Source organism: Ruegeria sp. BF10 (assembly GCF_056538725.1).
In genome coordinates, this window is record NZ_JBQFTR010000001.1 from 1 (window position 1) to 17,914 (window position 17,914).

Sequence of the window (17,914 nt, forward strand, 5' to 3'; positions counted from 1 at the left end):
AGGCGGTAGACCACCAAAGTGTCGCGGGATGGAGCAGCCCGGTAGCTCGTCAGGCTCATAACCTGAAGGTCGTAGGTTCAAATCCTACTCCCGCAACCAAAAATAACAACCAAATATCAAACTCTTAGCATCGCATGACGCGGGGCTTGCTGCGTCGAACCATCCGCGCGCAGGCATACCTACAAATTCAATATCCGCCGTTGCCCACATGTCGACATGAGCCGCCAAAGGCCGATATTCCGGAACACGTACTACGACCGGCGTGAATGCGCTTGTTCCAGCCCCACCTGCACATCCGACATCTACAACCGGAAACGCAATATATGTAGAAACGTCAAAATCGTCAGTGCCAAGTTCCGCAAGCAAATATTGTGCGGCTTCTGGATCTGCGCAGCCTACAGCGTCAACAAAACTACGTACTTTATCGTTGATAATAGCCTCTCTGTCAGCATCCATTGCCATCGCATTTGATACGACCAATGCCATCGCTCCAGCGGATGCGATAAATTTCTTCATTCTGTGCCCTTCGTGGAGTTTTTGACCACTCCACTTTTATAAAGGCGAGTGTGGTCGCAAAGTGAGCCATTGTTCGTTTGCATTGCCCTGCGCTTCCGCCACTGCCCGGAGGAAATGGGATCCAATTGAAACAAGAGAAATTCTTCGCTTTCAGAAAGTGACCGCTCAATCGAAGCAGCGATGCAGATTGATGCCGATTGGGGATTCGATGTGCTGTGGCGTTTCGAGTCTGGTGGTTCGGTTGTTTCACGTTGGAACATGCTCCAGAAAAAATTCTCAAAATCTGGCCCATGATCCGGTTATGTTGGCGTCTTTTGCCGTGATTTCAACGGGTTCAGCAATTTTTCAGAGAGGGGCGCAAATCAGATATTTCGCCTTGTATTCCCGTCGCTTGCAAGGATATACCCGTCGGCGGAGACGTGGCCGAGTGGTCGAAGGCGCTCCCCTGCTAAGGGAGTAGGCGGGAAACCGTCTCGAGGGTTCGAATCCCTTCGTCTCCGCCATTTACCTATTTCAGTGAGTTGATGTGGCGCGTTTAACGTGCCGTATTCCTATAAATAGTCGGCACTTACTATCTAGTAGTATCAACTTGAGTTTTACTCAGTTGTCCCTAATATTTTCTATTGAGTGGTATATTTTGTGGTATTTTCATGGCTGCGCTCAGCGGGAAGCTGACAAAGAAGCTGGTAGAGAATCTTGGTCCGGGTCGGCATGGCGACGGTTCTGGCCTGTACCTTGTTGTCGATCCCTCGGGCGCACGGCGTTGGATTGTGCGCGTAACGGTCAAAGGACAGAAGAACCGAAAGGGTGCACCGCTGCGAACGGACTTCGGTTTGGGCGGCGCTGATGTTGTCACTTTGAACCAGGCCCGAGAAAGAGCGCTTGAATACAGGCGAATGGCGAAAGCTGGTTTGAACCCGCGTTTCAATGCTCAGAGCGAAATCCCGACCTTCGAAGAACTCTGTCGTCAGGTTCACATCGACCGCTTGCCGACATGGAAGAATGCCAAACATGGCCAGCAATGGCTCAACACCTTGCGCGACTATGCCTTCCCCAAGATCGGCCGTATGCCCGTAGACAGCATTGATCAGCCCGAAGTGCTGATGTGCCTGTCCCCCATCTGGACCGAGAAACACGAAACCGCAAAGCGACTGTCGCAGCGGATCAAGACGGTGCTCGATGTGGCAAAGTCCAAGGGCTTCCGCTCGGGAGAGAACCCGGTGACCGCGATCCGCGAAGGCAAGGTGCTGCCCACCGTCAAGGCCAAGGTCCAGCACCATGACGCGATGCCGTGGCAGGAGGTGCCCGCGTTTTATGCCGAGTTGCAGACCCGTTCAGCCATGGCCGCTAAGCCATCCGTCCTGGAAGCACGGAGAAAGATCGCGGAGCGCTGTGCAGGCACGCAAAGCCGTCAATGACTTGATACGAAGGGAGAGAAACCTGCAGAAATTGCTCAATTTACTAAAGTTCTAGGGTCGCAGTGCCTCTCGACACAGAATTGCAGCTTTTCATCGCAAACTGGGCTTTCAAGCAAACTAAAGCTTTGAGAGCAAAGCAGCCATCAACGGGCATGCATCAACTATCGCATTGGTGTTTGTTGCTCATTCAGTCGGCGGTTTGCAAATTGGGAAAGAACCGCGCAGCGGCGACCAGCGGCATAGAACAGCTTGTTTTTCTCACAGGCTGATCTTCACACCGCAAGCCAAGCCACCCAGGTTTTCGGACGTTCCGAGTTCTAGCTTCCCACCGTAGGCGGCCAATAAATCTACGGAAATAGACAGGCCCAAACCAGTTCCTCTTACAGAAGTATCCAGCCGATTGCCGGAACGAAGGACCTCAAGCCTTTGGTCTTCTGGTACTCCGGGCCCGTTGTCTTCAACAAAAATTTCGATTCCATCAACAGAGCGCCTCGCGGTGATTTGGAGTGTTGTCCGGCTCCACTTGAGAGCGTTGTCGAGGAGGTTTCCAATCACTTCTTCGATGTCCTGGGGGTCCATTCGAACTTGAAGACCAGCCTCGCAATTCGAAACGAGCGTCTTCCCCTCGCGTTCGGCCATGACCGAGAACAGCCGGGACAGTCGTTCGACCGAATTCGTCAGGTCTGTCCTGGAATGTGTTAACTCTCCGGTGTTTGATGCACGCATGCGCGCGAGTGAACGGCTAAGCTGGGCGTCAATTCGAGTTAGCGCTTCTTCCGCAGGCTCCGTATGTGCTCCTGCGTCTGCCAGTTCCGCCAATTCGTTTCGTAAGATAGCCGTCGGCGTCTTGAGGGCATGCGCCAGATCCGCCGCTTGTCTTCGCGAACCAGAGACAATCTCGCGGTTTCGATGCAGCAGTTTGTTGAGATCTTCCACCAAGGGCGAAACCTCTTCCGGGTAGTCTTCGGGAGCCAGCTCATCGCCTCGATCCCAGCGATGGGCGACATCGGCGCGCAACTTCCGGAGCGGGCCAACAATGGCGGACATCAGCAAAAGAGAACTTGCCACTCCGATCAAACCAACCAATCCGAAAACCGGGAGCAGGTATCTTTGTGCAGCGCTGCGTTCGTTGATCAGTTCGCTCCTGCTTTCGGCGACAGTTACGCCCCACTCCGTTCCGTCTTCGAATGTGATCTTTTGATAAACGCTACGAATGGCTTCGCTATCTGGACCGGAAGTGTTCCAAATGATTGTTTCGTCATTTCCGCGCGGGGGCTCGGCGATCGTTTCATCGAAGAGTGAAGCAGACGTATAGATGGCGCCGGTACTGTCCGTTACTTGCCAATACCGCCCCGAATATGGCGTGCTATACGCAGGATCGAATACCAACTGTCGCAGGGTTTCAGGGTCATCCGTGGTGGCGCTGAGGCCAACAACAACCTGCGTGTGCCGGTCTTGTAGCGTTGCGTCGAACTGCTCCAGAACGCGCGTATTGATGTAGGAAAACACCATCAGCGTACCGACGCCTACGGACAACGCTCCCGAAGCGATACCTCCGAGTAAGGCCCGTTGGCGCAACGAGAGCATTAGGCGGAATCAATCATATAGCCGCGACCCCGGACGGTTGTAATCAAATCGGAGCCCAGCTTTTTGCGCAGGCGGGTCACAAATACTGCAATCGTGTTGGAATCTCTGTCGCCGTCATATTCGTAGATGTGTTCCGACAGCTCAGTACGCGACACCATGCGACCGATGTTGTGCGCCAGATAGGTCAGAACGGCGATCTCCTGCGCGGTCAAATCGACAGGAATGCCCCCAACGGCAACCCGCCCGTTCCGCGTATCCAAAGAGACATCTCCCATTTCTATCACGGGGTTCAATTGACCGCTCTGACGTCGCAAGATGGCCCGTACACGTGCCGCCAATTCGGGCATATGGAACGGCTTGGTCATATAGTCATCCGCGCCGGCATCCAAGCCGTCGACGCGTTCGCTCCAGCCATCTCTGGCCGTCAGGATCAAGACCGGTGTCTTGACGCCCGCGCTGCGCCATTCGCGCAGGACCGAAATGCCGTCACGCTCAGGCAAGCCGATGTCGAGGATGATCATGTCGTACGGTTCAGTCGACCCCAGATGCAGGGCATCTGTACCATTGTTGGCCACGTCGACCACGCGACCTTCCGCACCCAATAGCTTTTTGACTTGCTCACAAAGCTGAGGTTCGTCTTCGGCAAGGAGTATTCGCATATCCAGAGACTACAGCTAAACCAGCGTGATCTTCACTTTATTTTTTGCCACCACCGTTGCCACCACCGTTGCCACCACCGTTGCCACCACCGTTGCCACCACCGTTGCCACCACCGTTGCCACCACCGTTGCCACCACCGTTGCCACCGCCGTTGCCGCCACCGTTGCCGCCACCGTTGCCACCGCCGTTGCCACCGCCGTTGCCGTTACCATTGCCGCCGGCATTGCTTCGGCCTGCACTGTTTCCACGAGTGGTAGGGGCACTCTGAGCGTTGTTGCTTTTGGATTTGGTTGAATTGCGTGCGGCTTCAGAAATCTCGCGCCCCGTACTTGAGCGGTTCGAGACGACTGTGCCGGTTTCGGCGTTCACGATCACGCTGACGATTTTCCCGCCCGGCTTTTTGACCAGAATACGATAGTAAATCTTGTCTGTTTTGAATGCGCGCGCATCAACAGGTGTTCCGCCGTATGCTTTTTTCACGCCTTTGATCACACGGTTCAGCCGTATCGCACTGCCTGACAACGTCGCCATGCGCAGTTCAGACTGTTTGAGTTCGCGTGCATCTGCCGCCGCTTGCCCACCAGACAAGACAGTCAGCAAAGCTGCAACCAGAAAAAACGCTTTGGCCTGCATAACACCCTCAAACACCTTCATCGAAGACTACTAGGCCAGACATGAACCGATGATGAACAAGCAGTTAGCCCTGCGTTCAAGCGACCTAAAGTTAAATCAGTGGCAACGGTTTTGATTCGACTGCGAGTCAGACTGCCGAAACACCGTGGTCAACCTCAGCGCGCTGATTGCCGTTGCTGGAGGTTTTGAGGAGATTGAAAATGAAAACCACCAAGTGCGGACTGCTTAAAGCTTCGACGATCGCGATTGCCTTGTTGGGGTCCACGGCCATTGTAGCCACCGTCGCAGCTCCTGATTTTGCTTATGCCAAGCCGGGTAACGGTAATGGTGGCGGCAATGGCGGTGGAAACGGCAATGGCGGCGGCAACGGCGGTGGTAACGGTAATGGCGGTGGGAATGGCAACGGCGGCGGCAATGGGAAGGGCGGTGGCAATGGAAACGGCGGTGGGAATGGCAACGGCGCCCAGGGAGATCGCGGAGACAACAGCTCGGCTGGGAATGGTGGCCGTGGGAAGGGGGCCGACAAAAGCCGTGGCGGGGCCAGGGCCGGGATATTCGGACAGGGGAAAACAAAATCGCAGTCTGCTCGGTCTGGTACGAAAAAAGGCGGAGGGTTTTCTCTGAAAAATCTGTTCAACGGGAAAGGCAAAGCTCGCAATACAGCAACCACCTCAAGGGTTGCTACGACAACCCTTCGAACGCAAAAGACCAAGGTGCAAAGAAAGGTTCGCCAGAATGTGATTTTAGAAGAGTCCAAGCGCCCAGTTTCCCGGACAAAAGGCAATCGTATGGCTGCGCTGCTTGGTGCACATCCCTCTGAGTTGGGCGCACTGAACGCCGCCAATGCAAGCCCAACGGCCCTAGCCAATGCAGCACCCAATTCGCGGGTTGGCAGAATTGCCACGTACCGAGACACAGTGCTGGCCGGAGAGCCTTTGCGGGAGGAACTGGAAGAACAGCTGGAGTTTCTTGAAGGGTTGGAAGAACCAGAGCGGACAGTTCAAGAAATCGAGGATGACTTGGAAGTCGCAGTAGGTGAGGTACAAACCAACCGGGACACGGTCGCAGAACTTGAACAAGCTTTGGAGGACGCGGGCGGTAGTGATCCGGATATCGAAGCGCAGCTAAAAGAGGCCCAAGCCGAATTAGACGCTTCGATTGATGAAGCCCAGACTCTGAATGACGAAAGAAAAGCAGCCATTGAATACAATGAAGCCGTTGAAGAGGTGGAAGAGCTGACTGAACTTGTCGAAGAGCAAGATCTGGCCGAACGTGAGGCACTGGAAGCCGCTGCCAACAAGCCTGTTACGGATGAAGTTGAGGAACAGGTTAAAGCGCTGCTGGGGCTGTGACCTGAGGCTTCCCGGCCATCGCCAGCCTCCACTTCAGGATGAACTGAATGCTGGAGCGTCGATAAGCCTTTCGGATACTAAGTTAGAAGGTCGATTCAGTCGGCCTGCTAGGCGCAAGCTCTTGATAATTGCGATGCGCAACAAGAAAACCTCGCCCCAAGCCGGGACGATTTCTTGTTACAATTCAGATGTTTAGGATGAAAATCGAGAACTTTCGGGGGGCAGCCGATTTGCCTTCAGACGTTTTGGTGAGCCTCGGATAGCCGCTTGTTTTTTGTGATCTCTGTCAGTGCATTTTCGATAGGAGGGAAGCGGCTATTGCTCGAATTCATCGCGGTTTGAAGGCGCTCTTCAGCAGATTTGCTAGAGGTCCGCATCGCAATTTCAGCGCTGCGATCTTCAGTCACAAAGGCAGGTTTGACCATTTTGTTCCCCTTGTTTCCGTCAAACGATATACGTCTCGTTCGATCCAACTTAGTCAGTATGCGCAAAGTTGTTTGAACCTAATGAGAATACACTGTTCATGTTCGGTTAATGTTGTTTACGAAATAAGAACAAAGGATTGGTCTGGCCGGGCGCCCCTTCAATTGCCCCATTCCAACTTGACGGTTTCAAAGGTCGTTAGATGAGAATGTTGTGCCAAGCGAACCATAGCGTCACAGCAGAAGACTTCGGCAGTAAGCCAGTCTCCGCCGATGCATTGGTCAAATCCCGAAGGAGATCATAATTGGAAAGATCAGTTAAAGGAGGCGGAAAAGATGAAAACGGCTTTGGCAATCACGGCGACGGTGTTCACTATGCAGGCCGTGCCCTTTGCGGGTGCGAGTTTTGACATCCAGTCTCTTGATCTTGGACAGAGTATCGGGTCGCACAATGCACTGCAGCCTGTTTTCGTGAAATCAAAAGCCGGTAACTGTCCTCCGGGTTTGGCCAAGAAAGCAGTGCCATGCGTTCCGCCCGGCCAAGCTAAACGATACCGAGTTGGGGATTTCATCTACAATGGGTATGTTCGCATCGACAATCCTAGCCGATATGGCCTGCGGCGAAACGGCTACTATGTGCGTGCCGGAGACTATGTTTACCAAGTGAACCGGGAGACACACGAAGTGCTGAACCTAATAGGGGCAGTGGTCGATGTTCTTAATTGATTGCATACTTTACGATCAATCACTGCTCGGATTGACGCCCTTGGGTTGTAGATGAAGCACGGGAGTTTGGGCTTTTCGAGGCCGTCATAGGCGAAGCAGCATCACCGTTAATCTTACCCCGTAACGTCACTAGGGAAGGTCCAGAGCCGACTTTGAATGTTCCCTCACAAGTCTGTAGTCGCAGCCCGCTTTCCGATCATGTGCCGCAGATCTAGGTTCTAGGCTTCAGCGAATTCACCAGATGCGCAGGAAGCCGCCGCTAGCTGCACTGCGATGCAAAGAGACCATTTGAATGTCTGGTCTGCGGGACGAAGCCGACATTTTGCCGCGCGTGCACCAGCGACCGGTTTGTGCAATTGTGTAACCGCAGGATGGGCAACTTTGTGTCGCCCGCGCCATTTGGGTTCAGCGTCCATTAAGGTTGATCTGTCAGATACTCATGAACCGCCTTTGCTATTGCTTTCCGTGCTTCCGGAAGATTTTGGGGAGAATGGCGATTGGCTAGCCGCCAGAAGCGGCGCAGCTGCCAAAGTTCAACAAACTGAAAGTCTGGATGTTCGATATGAAATGACGATCTTACAAATTCCACGCAAGGGCCCATTTCATCGTCTGCGGCTTCTGCCAAAGTAGGGATCTCTACATCTTGAGAATGCCACCTACCATCGCGATCAAAATCGGTGTTAAGTCGCAGCTCCTCGACACCTACTTTAAGCGCATGCGTTACACAAACACCGTGTTTTTCGCGCCATCTGGACCCCAACGCCAGGTATTGCGGCAATTTCGTTGACACTACACCTTTGACAGGTGGAAGGGTTGGACCAAAGCACCTGTCAGTAGGCCCATGCTGCAACGCGAACGGACCACCAAGAACCGGGTCACCATCGCTGAACGTGGCCTTCACTGCAGCAACCCTTAGGATTGCCTCAGCGTAGCACCCAGTGAATTCCCGTTGCATCGTATCTCCATTTACTTCGCAAGAAGAAACATCATCTGTCCTAGGGAAATTCGTGTAGAAGATTGGTTCGCCGCTCTCTCCTGGAATACAAGTAAAGTCGAGTATTGCACGTCTGACACTCGTTGCGGGTACTGCGGGTTGGATCATATACAGCAAACTAAGTTGCTCTTGTTCTTCAAATTCTGCTTTGCGTATAGCTTCCAATGCTACTCGAGCACCGAGAGAATGCGTAACGACTGATACTTGTCGGTCTTTCAGCCCATTTAGCAGCACTGCAAGGTGGGAACCTGCGGCATCGGCCATCGACTCAGCAATGGAGAACTCGGTCAATTCAAATTCACTGGGCCAAGCGAATACGATGACGTCAGACTTTACCCCCTGTTCGGATAGTGCAATATCCATGGCGCGACCGGCGCAATCTGCCTCCACCGCATCGGTTCGAAAACCATGCACCCAAATGACGACACGATCCCCAAGTTCTTTAAGTGTCGATTCTTGCAATTCTTTGATTTCTTTAACGTTTCGAAATGTTCGAGCCTCTTCGCTTTTCCGGTCTCCAACATCGAACTGAATCGTTTTGCCTTCTCCTTCAACACATTCAATGGAGGCAACATGATTGACGAAGTTTCCAATTGGACGGCTAAGAAAGAAGAAGACGACGCCAGCCATAAGGAATGGCGAAAGTGTTAATATGAGCCAATAACGCACTCGTTGACGTTAACTAATCTGCTGAATGCTCATCAAGCTCGTTTTGCGAAAAAGCTTATCAAACCCAACTTTTTTGCCGATTGCGCATGCTGGGCGACTAACCGGTTCGGTACGACGCTATGACGTTACAGGGTAGGCTGGCCGACCCGTTGGGTCGGTATTGAAATAACCGACGGCAGCTACGCGCGCTTCGCGCTCGTTCCTACTAGGTGCAGCATTCGTCACTCTGGGCTCACTTCCGACCTCGGAGGCAGCGCAGCAATCCCGTGATATGGTTCCTCGTCAACGTCGGGTTGTCGTTGTGGGAGGGCATGGAGGATCGGAGGATCAGTCATGGAAACACCAAACTTACCAGCCATTCGAGCACTTCGCCCTGCATGGAACAAAGGCCGCATCGTCGGTCAGAAACGGCCGCTGAAGCCAAAGCATGTCTGGGCAATCCGCGTACGACTTGAATTGGCAGGAAACCATCGCGACCTTGCACTCTTCAACATGGCGATTGACAGTAAGCTGCGCGGCTGTGACCTGGTGAAGATGAAAGTCGTGGATGTGATGGCCTCTGGTCAGATTAAAGAGCGTGCCTCAGTCCTTCAAAGCAAAACGCAGAAACCTGTTCGCTTTGAGATTTCCGAGGGTACGCGTGCTTCTGTCGAGAAATGGATGGAGGACGGGCTCATGGTCGGCTCGGAGTATCTTTGGCCAGGTCGATTTCACGAGCGCCTGCACATATCGACCCGCCAGTACGCGAGGATCGTACGCGATTGGGTTACGTCAATAGGACTGGAAGCAAGCGCCTATGGCACCCATTCAATGCGCCGTACAAAGGTTACTCAGATCTACAAGAAGACGGGCAACCTTCGTGCTGTCCAGCTCCTTCTAGGTCACACCAAGATGGACAGTACGGTCAGATACCTCGGCGTCGAACTTGAGGATGCTTTGGCCATTGCGGAAGCAATTGAAATCTAGTGCAGTAGGGTCGCCTTCACGGGCGGCCCTAACCGGACCTTCACCCCACAGTCTCCATGCTGCGGCGCGGCCCGTCGAACCTGCCGTTCGCTGCGAGAGCAAAATCAAAGGCTACCTGAACTCGCGAATTGCGGACAATACGGTCACTCGGGGCATGATGCCAAATGTCCGCCAACGGGAAAGAGACTGGGGAATGACCGGATCAGGAACCTGACTATGCCGACAGGGATTTAAGCAAGCAAATCGCCCAGTTCCGCAGCCGAAATCTGCACACAATCCGCCAAAATACACCGCCGGAGTTGCTGCTCCTCAAGAAGCATTTCTCAGGATGAGGCCGCACGGTCCCTAATTTTGACGGCCATTTTCTGCCGAACAACCCGCTTAAACAGAAGCTCGTTGCATCGACTCGGCCAAGAGGTGCAAAATCGACGTATTATTTCAACCTATACTGTGGGCGGGCTAGAACATGAGCCGCGAGCCAATTCAGTTTGAAGATTTTCCCCTTTCCTTCGCCGAGGCGTCGCAGGCGAACTATTTTCGGTGCGTCTGTGAGCACGTCGTGGACGGTGACACCATTGATGTCGTCGCTGATCTGGGCTTTCTCTCCTACAGCTATGTTCCAATTCGTCTCAAAGGCGTGGATACGCCGGAATTGCGGGGCACCAGTGGGGTCACGCACGAACGGGCTGTTGCAGCCTTCGCGCTGACACGTGACCGGGCATTGGGCCGCAAGATCCTGTTACGGACGAGCAAAGGCGCGCGATCCTTCGATCGCTTTGTCGGCACTGTGCTTGTCCCGCCTGAACCCGGTGGGAACCCCACCGAAGGTGTTGAATCCGTTTCTGGCACGACTTGGACCTCACTCACTACGCTTTTGATCGACAGCGGTTTGGGGGACGCAATCGATTAACCGACCCGGCCATGACAGGAGGACACAATGATCGACACGACGTGGCATGACACACAAGTGCTGAACGGTATCGGCCCCGTAATGGCTGAAGCGCTCACAGGCGTTGGCATTCACCACTCCGAACAGCTCTTGGGTCATCCTGATATCGTCCTTGCGCAAAGCCTGGCCGATCTAGGCGGGCTGACGGTTGAAAACCTGATGGCAGAATTCATCCCGCAAGCACGGCTTTTGCGGCTCGACGGGCTTAGCGAGGCACAAGCCCTCGATCTTGCCCAACGGGGACACAACTATGGCACGCTGATGCTGTCGGATACCGAAGACCTCATGTCCACGCTGGACGGTGCGGGACATCCGGCCGAGATGCACGATCTGCTGAAAGCTCAACTCGGTGCAGCACAGCGCTATCAGAAAGGCACGCTTCTGGTGCGTGTTGTCGACCCGGACTTGCAGCCCGTAGCCGATGCCGAGGTGTTCATCATCGACCCGCCCGGCAGCGGCACAGCCGTCGCCTGGACCTATCGCACCAATCAACGTGGCTATGCCCTGATCGAAATGGTCTCTGCCGGACAAAGCGCGATCCTCGCCTTTGCCGATGATCGTGCCGCCTATCTGCCGATGGCGCTGACTGCGCAAGCACGGTCGCTGATGTTGGTACTCGATCGCGACGCGCCAGATGGGATCACGCATGACGAGGCAGTCGACGGCCCAGTCGCCATGGCTGTGCCCGCCAGCCGCCCACAAGTCGATCTGGCTGATCTGGCCGATGGCACATTGTTGGAATATTCTGGGATGCACGAAAACCATGGCGTTCTCACGGTTTTCTTTCGCAAACGTTTCAAACTGACCTGGCGGATCGAAATTACCTCGGTGCCGCAAGACGACCTGCCTGCCGAGATCAACCCCGGCGCGCTTCTGCTTTGGACGGGCAATGCGCTCACCGACACTGGTCTTACCAGCCTTGAAGCCCGCCTCACCCTCATGCAGGGCGACCCCCTGCCATTCTGATTCCGGAGACCTGCCATGCCCCCGCCTCCTCCACCCAATAACTCGTCAATCACGGTCTATCAGTGGACCTTTGGACCGCTTGGAGCGCCCTGTGGCGCCTGTATGCAATTGGGATCGGTGCCGTCGCTCGTGCGTCGCTCCAGCCCGCATGCCTTCTGCGTATGTCTGGGCGACATTCCTACACCCTGGCCGTGTACCTTTCAGGGCCGCTCAAGCGTCGAATCCGAGACCGAAACGTTCGAAGTTCCGGGCCCTGTCATACCGGCCGGAGGCAGCCGGAAATGGACGACCTCGGCCTCAGCGACAGGTAGCGTCTCGGTCACCGGCGAGGGTGACGGAACTGCGGCCACCGTGTCAGGCAGCACGACCACAGGGGAATCGACAGAATGGAATATCAGCAATCCAAATGATGGTATGGCACTTCAGTTGTTCGAAATCTGGAACAACATCAACGAAAGCTGGGTCGATACAGTGGAATGCACCGTCGTGGGTTTCACCGTGACCCATAACATCCCACGCAGCGAAGCACGCCAGGAATTCGGGGGGTTTATCTCACGACCTTTTGTACCCTGACGGAAGAGAGGTGGGTTCTTTCTTGCCGCAACCATTCCGAACGAACAGAGCTGACGAAACGCGTCCAGGTGATCCGGAAATGACGTGAAAGCAGGACCGGAAGGCCGATGAACTGACAGACCTGCCGACCCGACGCCCGACTTATTCAGAGCAAAGGGCTTAGGGCCTTCCCCATTTGATTGACAATGCAACCGCCATAGTGGGGTTGGTCTCAAGCAACTTGGGTAAAAACGGTAAGCTCTGGCAGAATGTCAGAAACGGCCATAAGGGCACAACGCGGCATCGGTGTCTTTGGGCTCAAAGCAGTCGTTTGCTACAACCGGCGTGAGTGTCAGCTATAAGTGTTTAACCAACGTTCTGTTGCATGACACGTTGCGCTATCCGCGCTTGATATCCGGCTTTGTGTGGTATGTATTGTGGTATCTTTTCTAAAGGTCTGAATAAATTATATATTTAACATAAGCTTGTAGGCTTAATTATGCTGACTTCGTCGTCCGCCATCCAATTTTCTTTATCTTTCTGTCCGGTGGGATGCGGCTCGAAGATGGCTGGGCCCCAGATATCCTGTTTTGCATTAGATTCTGCAATTTCTCGACAGATCGGAAAGCAGCGGCGGGGCTTGGTGTCCAGCACGATCTAAGCCCTTTCTATGCTGGGTATTCTCAATGTGTTGCAGAACAGGGCAAAAAGCCGGCCGGAATGACCGGTCACGATCCGGTAACGGAGTCGTGCGAATCGTTGTTTCCGTCGATCGGGAGAACAACATGCCGCAACATATCGTTCCGTCTGAACCCTGGCAGGACCTGGAAAAGCCCAATCGCGGATTGAACCGGGATCAGTGTCATTTGAATGCGCCGATTGGTGCCCGAGACAGGGCGGCCGAAGAACATAACGGCGAAGCAGACCTGTTTGCCGGGACTTGGCCCACGAGCTTTTCTAAGGGCTTGCGGCATGACGAAAACGGCATTGTCGACGCGCAGGTTTATACCGAATTTCTGGAAGAAGTGGCTGACCCTACCTGCACCGACAATCAAGGAAACAGGCTGACGCTGTTTGACACGCCAGCCTATTCCGGGCCCTTCCGCACCGCGCCATCAGAGGGTGGTGAATTTAGATGGCGTGCGTGGGAAGGGCCTATCCTGGGTCATCGGTTGGGGTTCAATGGTTTGGACGCCGGCGGTTTGGGTATTGCCCCGGCGCCCAGGCTTGGGTCAGATGAATTGGCGGCAGAGATGGCCGAACTCTATGCGATGGCCTGTCTGCGGGATGTGCCCTTCGAAACCATTCGGGATGGTGCCGAAGGAACCGACAAGGTACTTGGCGCCCTTGGCCGGTTGGAGTGGTTCCGCAAAGACGGTTGCCCAAAGGATGCCAGTGGCGCCGCGATCGGGAAAGTACCGGCAGCGCGCCGGGTTCGAGATGGCGAAGGTCTGTCTTCCCGAACCTTGTTCCGCGGCTCGAGCCCAGGCTGTTCGGACGGGCCCTACGTGTCGCAGTTCCTTTTGCAGGGGTACGACCCGCTGCCCTCGGGCGCGGCGCATGTGCAAGGGCGGTGGTTGGCAAAAACTACAGCATCAAAGGCAATGCCATTTGGTGCATTGCGGCTTGACCAAAGGGTTGCTCCTCAGGCTGTTGGCGTGGACTATTTGCGGGACTGGGCCGAGTGGCTGGACGTTCAGAACGGGGCAGACGCGACCGGTGAACAAGCCTTTGAGACCTGTGGCCCGAAATTTGTCGAAACACCTCGTGACCTTGCTGCCTATGTGCATTTCGACACGGTCTATCAGGCTTTCTTCAATGCCTGCCTGTTGATGTTGGGCCGAGGTATTCAAGCAGATAACGGTCTGCCCGAAGTCTGGAATTCCCGTGCGGAGGATGGCGGAGCCCATTGGGGCGGATCGCACGCGCTTTCAATGCTGGCGGAAACCGCGACCAGGGCAATGCGGGCCGTGCGACGCCAGACCTTTCAGGTGCACAACCGTGCCCGCCCTGAAAAGCTGGGCAGTATTGCAACTCTGGTGGCGAATGGCCACGGTGCGGTGCTTGGGGCAGCGGAACCGTTTGCCGCAGCCCATCTTGAGAAATTGGAAAGCGCCGCCTGCGAAGACTTCAGTCTGATGGACGCCATTGCCGCCGCGCCAGCCACCAGGCGGTTCGCGCACAGCGCGCTTTCTCATAACGGGCTGCCGCAGATCGATCGCAACCTGCTGTTGCCTGTTGCCTATCCCGAGGGCTCGCCAATGCAGCCGTCCTACGGGGCGGCCCATGGGGCAGTTGCCGGTGCATGCGCGACGCTGCTCAAGGCGTTCTTCAGGACACATGCGCCGGACGGGTCCCGGGTAACTTTGGCAGAGGCGGGTATGCCGCGCGTCTTTGTTCCGGCTCCGGGTGGCAGGACACTGGTTGAGTCCGTGCGACCAGAGGATAGCGCGGCAAAGCTGACGCTAAATGGCGAGCTGAACAAGTTGGCTGCGAATATCGCGATCGGGCGCAGTTTTGCAGGGGTACATTTCTACAGCGACTATTTCGACAGTATCCGAATGGGTGAACGCGTTGCAGTGGGCATTCTGGCGGAACAGATGGCGAATCTCCGGGTTGCCGCGAAAATGTCGCTCGAAACGTTTGATGGAGATCGCCTCAACATCCTTGGCGGTCGTTCTTGCGGTAGTGAAATCCACATTGTGAACAGTACGCCCGAATTGTGGTGGACCCGTCATTTGCCCGAACAGGCGGGATGGGCAGGATGAAGGTATCAGGCCCCGTGACAGGTCGATTTTCATGATGCTTCCTTGTTCGTCACCTTCGGCGATCGCCCCGTCGGAATTGAAACCCTGCGGGCATCGACCGCTGACTTTCCATTCCAGTGTCTCTGAAGCCCAACGGTGTTCTTTGATGTCTGTATTCCAATCGCCGGGACTTGCTGATCAAGGCGTGAACGAAGCCACCCGATCAGCGTGGAATTCAACCATTCAGAACATATTCGACGTGCAAGGCGTCAGCCCGTTTCTGGTCATGGATCCACGTGACATCGAGGCGGGCCAGCCTTCGAATGGGTTCAGATGGCGCGCCGATCCCCGGGAACCTCGGGACTGTCTGGGTGATGAGCTGGCGGCGCGCGTGTCTGACCAAGGCTGGCCCGGCAGGGTTGAGCTGCACAATGAATATCTTGAATACGCGTTGGTAATGCGACCCGATGCCGGTGGCAGACTGCGCCCGAAGCGTTTTGTTGCCACAACCGAGTTTGCGGAGTGGTGGCAGTTCATGGCGGTGTTCGATCTCGATCACTTCCTGTCGGTGGTCGCATCGGTGACCGGGCGCTTCTACTCCTGCAAGGACCTGTTTGAAGTCTCACGGTCGGATTGGACGTCGATGGATGTTTCCGAACGCGCGGCCCGCTTTCACAAAAGGCTGGTGGGTACGGATCACGCGCATGCGCCGGAACATCCGTTGAATATCCAGCATGCCCTGTTTCTGGCCAAGGGTACGAACCGTTTGACCGATCTGATCCAGACCATGCATTTTTCTTCCTTCCCGTATCTCGTGAAGGACGGCGAGAGCAGGCGGCGCGCCCGGCTTGAAGAAGTTCTTGATTTCGCGAACCGGCAGGATCAGTACAGCGGGCATGCAGGGGTCCGCTTGGTGAGCGATACGTTTGAACTGGCTGCGGGGAGGAAATGTGGCAAGTCTCCTGCGGGCCAGGCGATGGCATTCTCTGATCCGCTTGGGCTGTATATTCGGGCATTCCATACATCACAACTGTTTGTGGGTGCGGGCAGGGTGCCTCGGGGCTGGGTCCGGTTCAGGCGCGGCGCGCCAGGAATGCACATGCGCCTTGAGTTCGGGCCTGCCGACGACGATCCCCGGTTTCTGGATGATATCACGCTGGGAACAGGCCCATCGGCGCGCCCGGTCTCGGGCTATACCCTTGCCAGCCTGATCGAGGTCGGCCCCATGATCACAGTTGCGGCCAGGCCACGCGTGATCACCCGTGTCGAATTTGTTGAAATTCCGCGTGTTGATCCAGGGCGGGTTGTCCGCAGCTTGCCCGAGACCGAACGTTGCAGGCAGCTTCTGGAATTCGCGGACCGTTGCAAGGCAGAGACCAACGGCAACATGACGCGCTTTCCCAGAGACGGATCCTGACAGGTGCTCAGACTGGCACGGCTTTGACCACCGGCAGGGGAATTTCAGGTGCCGTCATGTCAAAAACCGCAACCGGACGACCGAGAGCGCGGCTTGCGGCCGTCAATACAGTCGTCAGCGACGGGTTCGGGCTGTCCCACGCCTGCGTGTCGAACACCCGCGTCGGAGCAACAGGCCGGTCATTTTGCGCGCCACGATAAAGCCGGAACAAGCGCGCCTGTTCGGCATCCATGCCGTGATCCGTTACACCGTTGTGTTCAAGCATCACCATGTTGCGCCAAGACACCACCGCCTCGGACGCTGCGTGCCAGACGCCCTGCGCCAGATCTGCGGAAAGCGCCGATCCATAGGTCGGCCTGCCGCCATCCGCGTCTGCGCAAACCGCGCGCAGCAGAAGGCCGATGCCCGGGACTTCGAGGGTGTGAATACTCAGTTGCCGCAGTTGAACATTCAGCCACTGCGTCAAATCGTGGGGCAGTGCAGGCTCCGGCGCCAGGTGGTCAAACCCCTGCGATCCAAGAGCGTGTTCCAAACACTCCAGCGCCGCCCAAAGGGCGGCGGCTTCGTGTGTCGGGCCGGCTGCTGCACCTTTTGAAGTGACCTTTCCGTCACTGCCCGGAACACCCAGTGCAAGCGCGTCGTTTGGCATCACATGGGATGCGCCATCCGACGCGATCAGGCTTTCGCGGGCTTGTGGTGCTTCGGCACTGTATTGCAAGGCATAGCGCTCAATCGCCTCAAACCCGGCCAGCCGCGCCGCCTCCTCCGCCGTGCGGCCTGTGCCGAAAGACACGCGATGGTCCATCCCGCCTTTGGGGGGCAGAGTCCCGTTGCGCAGCTCGATCAAGCGAAAAGCCGCGTGGATCGGCGCACCCTTGGGGAATTCGGCAAACGAGGGTTCGGAAACTAGCCGAGCAGTTTCAGCGCGTTCAATCAACGTGTCGGGCATTTTCGTTTCCGGATAAGCATGTAACGCGGTATACAAGTGGGCATTGTTGTTTGAGAAGGAGATTTTACATGGCTCGTTTGACAATCAACCCGAATTATTCGTTGAAAGACTTGGGGTGTGAAGTTCTGAATGCCGCGCGCGGCCGTGCGCTTGGGTCGCAAGATGACCAGGACGCGGCGGAACGCAAGATTCAAGAAATCCTTGCGGACAGTGGTAACCCAGAGATCAGGTTTGTCTATGATACCAAGGATATGGTTCATATCGTTGTTCCGGACCTGAGTGACAAAAAGCCGGATCCGAACCCCGATCACGAGTCATGGTGCTGCAAACTGGCCTATGAAGCGATGGGCGGTATCGTCATATTTGGATGCAGCGGTTAACGACAACCCCC

Annotated in this window: 17 protein-coding genes and 2 tRNA genes; 12 read left to right on the forward strand and 7 right to left on the reverse strand. The window is 55.5% G+C overall.

The genetic code is table 11. The annotated features are described in order from the left end of the window. The first annotated feature begins 22 nt into the window (after positions 1-22). Positions 23-99 (forward strand) — tRNA-Met (locus ACR0DJ_RS00005). Here ACR0DJ_RS00005 and ACR0DJ_RS00010 read toward each other — a convergent pair. Next, on the reverse strand, positions 85-516 hold the full coding sequence (locus ACR0DJ_RS00010; protein WP_425080317.1) for a hypothetical protein: 432 nt from the start codon (positions 514-516) through the stop codon (positions 85-87). The genes ACR0DJ_RS00005 and ACR0DJ_RS00010 overlap by 15 nt on opposite strands. Before the next feature lie 413 nt (positions 517-929). Here ACR0DJ_RS00010 and ACR0DJ_RS00015 point away from each other — a divergent pair. Both ACR0DJ_RS00015 and ACR0DJ_RS00020 read left to right on the forward strand, forming a co-directional pair. Then, positions 930-1,019 (forward strand) — tRNA-Ser (locus tag ACR0DJ_RS00015). Between the two features lie 147 nt (positions 1,020-1,166). Beyond that, the gene (locus ACR0DJ_RS00020) at positions 1,167-1,934 is read left to right on the forward strand and encodes a tyrosine-type recombinase/integrase (RefSeq protein ID WP_480683509.1); all 768 of its coding nucleotides are present in this window, start codon (positions 1,167-1,169) and stop codon (positions 1,932-1,934) included. A 258-nt stretch (positions 1,935-2,192) separates the two neighbouring features. Here ACR0DJ_RS00020 and ACR0DJ_RS00025 read toward each other — a convergent pair whose 3' ends face one another. The 3 genes from ACR0DJ_RS00025 to ACR0DJ_RS00035 all read right to left on the reverse strand — a co-directional run bounded on the left by ACR0DJ_RS00025 (position 2,193) and on the right by ACR0DJ_RS00035 (position 4,835). Further along, on the reverse strand, positions 2,193-3,446 hold the full coding sequence (locus ACR0DJ_RS00025) for a sensor histidine kinase (protein ID WP_480686212.1): 1,254 nt from the start codon (positions 3,444-3,446) through the stop codon (positions 2,193-2,195). 74 nt (positions 3,447-3,520) lie between these two features. Beyond that, on the reverse strand, positions 3,521-4,180 hold the full coding sequence (locus ACR0DJ_RS00030) for a response regulator transcription factor (RefSeq protein WP_480683510.1): 660 nt from the start codon (positions 4,178-4,180) through the stop codon (positions 3,521-3,523). 37 nt (positions 4,181-4,217) lie between these two features. Beyond that, positions 4,218-4,835 (reverse strand): PepSY domain-containing protein, encoded by a 618-nt coding sequence (locus tag ACR0DJ_RS00035; RefSeq protein WP_425080309.1) that lies wholly within the window; start codon positions 4,833-4,835, stop codon positions 4,218-4,220. A 179-nt stretch (positions 4,836-5,014) separates the two neighbouring features. On the opposite strand from ACR0DJ_RS00035, the gene ACR0DJ_RS00040 reads away from it, so the two are divergent. Further along, positions 5,015-6,166: a hypothetical protein gene (locus ACR0DJ_RS00040; RefSeq protein ID WP_425080308.1), complete on the forward strand. Its 1,152-nt coding sequence runs from the start codon at positions 5,015-5,017 to the stop codon at positions 6,164-6,166. A gap of 236 nt (positions 6,167-6,402) precedes the next feature. On the opposite strand, the gene ACR0DJ_RS00045 is transcribed toward ACR0DJ_RS00040, so the two are convergent. Further along, positions 6,403-6,591 (reverse strand): hypothetical protein, encoded by a 189-nt coding sequence (locus tag ACR0DJ_RS00045; protein WP_425080307.1) that lies wholly within the window; start codon positions 6,589-6,591, stop codon positions 6,403-6,405. A 333-nt stretch (positions 6,592-6,924) separates the two neighbouring features. On the opposite strand from ACR0DJ_RS00045, the gene ACR0DJ_RS00050 reads away from it, so the two are divergent. Next, positions 6,925-7,314 (forward strand): hypothetical protein, encoded by a 390-nt coding sequence (locus tag ACR0DJ_RS00050; RefSeq protein WP_425080306.1) that lies wholly within the window; start codon positions 6,925-6,927, stop codon positions 7,312-7,314. 415 nt (positions 7,315-7,729) lie between these two features. Here the strand turns inward: ACR0DJ_RS00050 and ACR0DJ_RS00055 are convergent, their stop codons facing one another. Beyond that, complete coding sequence (locus ACR0DJ_RS00055; RefSeq protein ID WP_425080305.1) at positions 7,730-8,938, reverse strand: alpha/beta hydrolase; 1,209 nt, start codon at positions 8,936-8,938, stop codon at positions 7,730-7,732. Positions 8,939-9,310: 372 nt separating this feature from the next. Between ACR0DJ_RS00055 and ACR0DJ_RS00060 the strand changes: the two genes are divergently transcribed. From ACR0DJ_RS00060 to ACR0DJ_RS00085, 6 genes are all read left to right on the forward strand, one after another. Continuing rightward, complete coding sequence (locus ACR0DJ_RS00060; RefSeq protein WP_170443392.1) at positions 9,311-9,943, forward strand: tyrosine-type recombinase/integrase; 633 nt, start codon at positions 9,311-9,313, stop codon at positions 9,941-9,943. A 466-nt stretch (positions 9,944-10,409) separates the two neighbouring features. Further along, the gene (locus ACR0DJ_RS00065; protein WP_425079019.1) at positions 10,410-10,853 is read left to right on the forward strand and encodes a thermonuclease family protein; all 444 of its coding nucleotides are present in this window, start codon (positions 10,410-10,412) and stop codon (positions 10,851-10,853) included. A gap of 27 nt (positions 10,854-10,880) precedes the next feature. After that, entirely contained in the window at positions 10,881-11,858 is a 978-nt protein-coding gene (locus ACR0DJ_RS00070) for a hypothetical protein (protein WP_480683512.1), read from the forward strand. A 15-nt stretch (positions 11,859-11,873) separates the two neighbouring features. Further along, on the forward strand, positions 11,874-12,431 hold the full coding sequence (locus ACR0DJ_RS00075; RefSeq protein ID WP_425079017.1) for a hypothetical protein: 558 nt from the start codon (positions 11,874-11,876) through the stop codon (positions 12,429-12,431). Positions 12,432-13,195: 764 nt separating this feature from the next. Then, entirely contained in the window at positions 13,196-15,178 is a 1,983-nt protein-coding gene (locus ACR0DJ_RS00080) for a phosphatase PAP2 family protein (protein WP_480683513.1), read from the forward strand. A 145-nt stretch (positions 15,179-15,323) separates the two neighbouring features. Then, the gene (locus ACR0DJ_RS00085; RefSeq protein WP_480683514.1) at positions 15,324-16,574 is read left to right on the forward strand and encodes a hypothetical protein; all 1,251 of its coding nucleotides are present in this window, start codon (positions 15,324-15,326) and stop codon (positions 16,572-16,574) included. A gap of 7 nt (positions 16,575-16,581) precedes the next feature. Here the strand turns inward: ACR0DJ_RS00085 and ACR0DJ_RS00090 are convergent, their stop codons facing one another. Then, entirely contained in the window at positions 16,582-17,523 is a 942-nt protein-coding gene (locus ACR0DJ_RS00090; RefSeq protein WP_170346248.1) for a YcaO-like family protein, read from the reverse strand. A 68-nt stretch (positions 17,524-17,591) separates the two neighbouring features. On the opposite strand from ACR0DJ_RS00090, the gene ACR0DJ_RS00095 reads away from it, so the two are divergent. Beyond that, complete coding sequence (locus ACR0DJ_RS00095) at positions 17,592-17,903, forward strand: hypothetical protein (protein WP_170346249.1); 312 nt, start codon at positions 17,592-17,594, stop codon at positions 17,901-17,903. Positions 17,904-17,914: the final 11 nt, after the last annotated feature.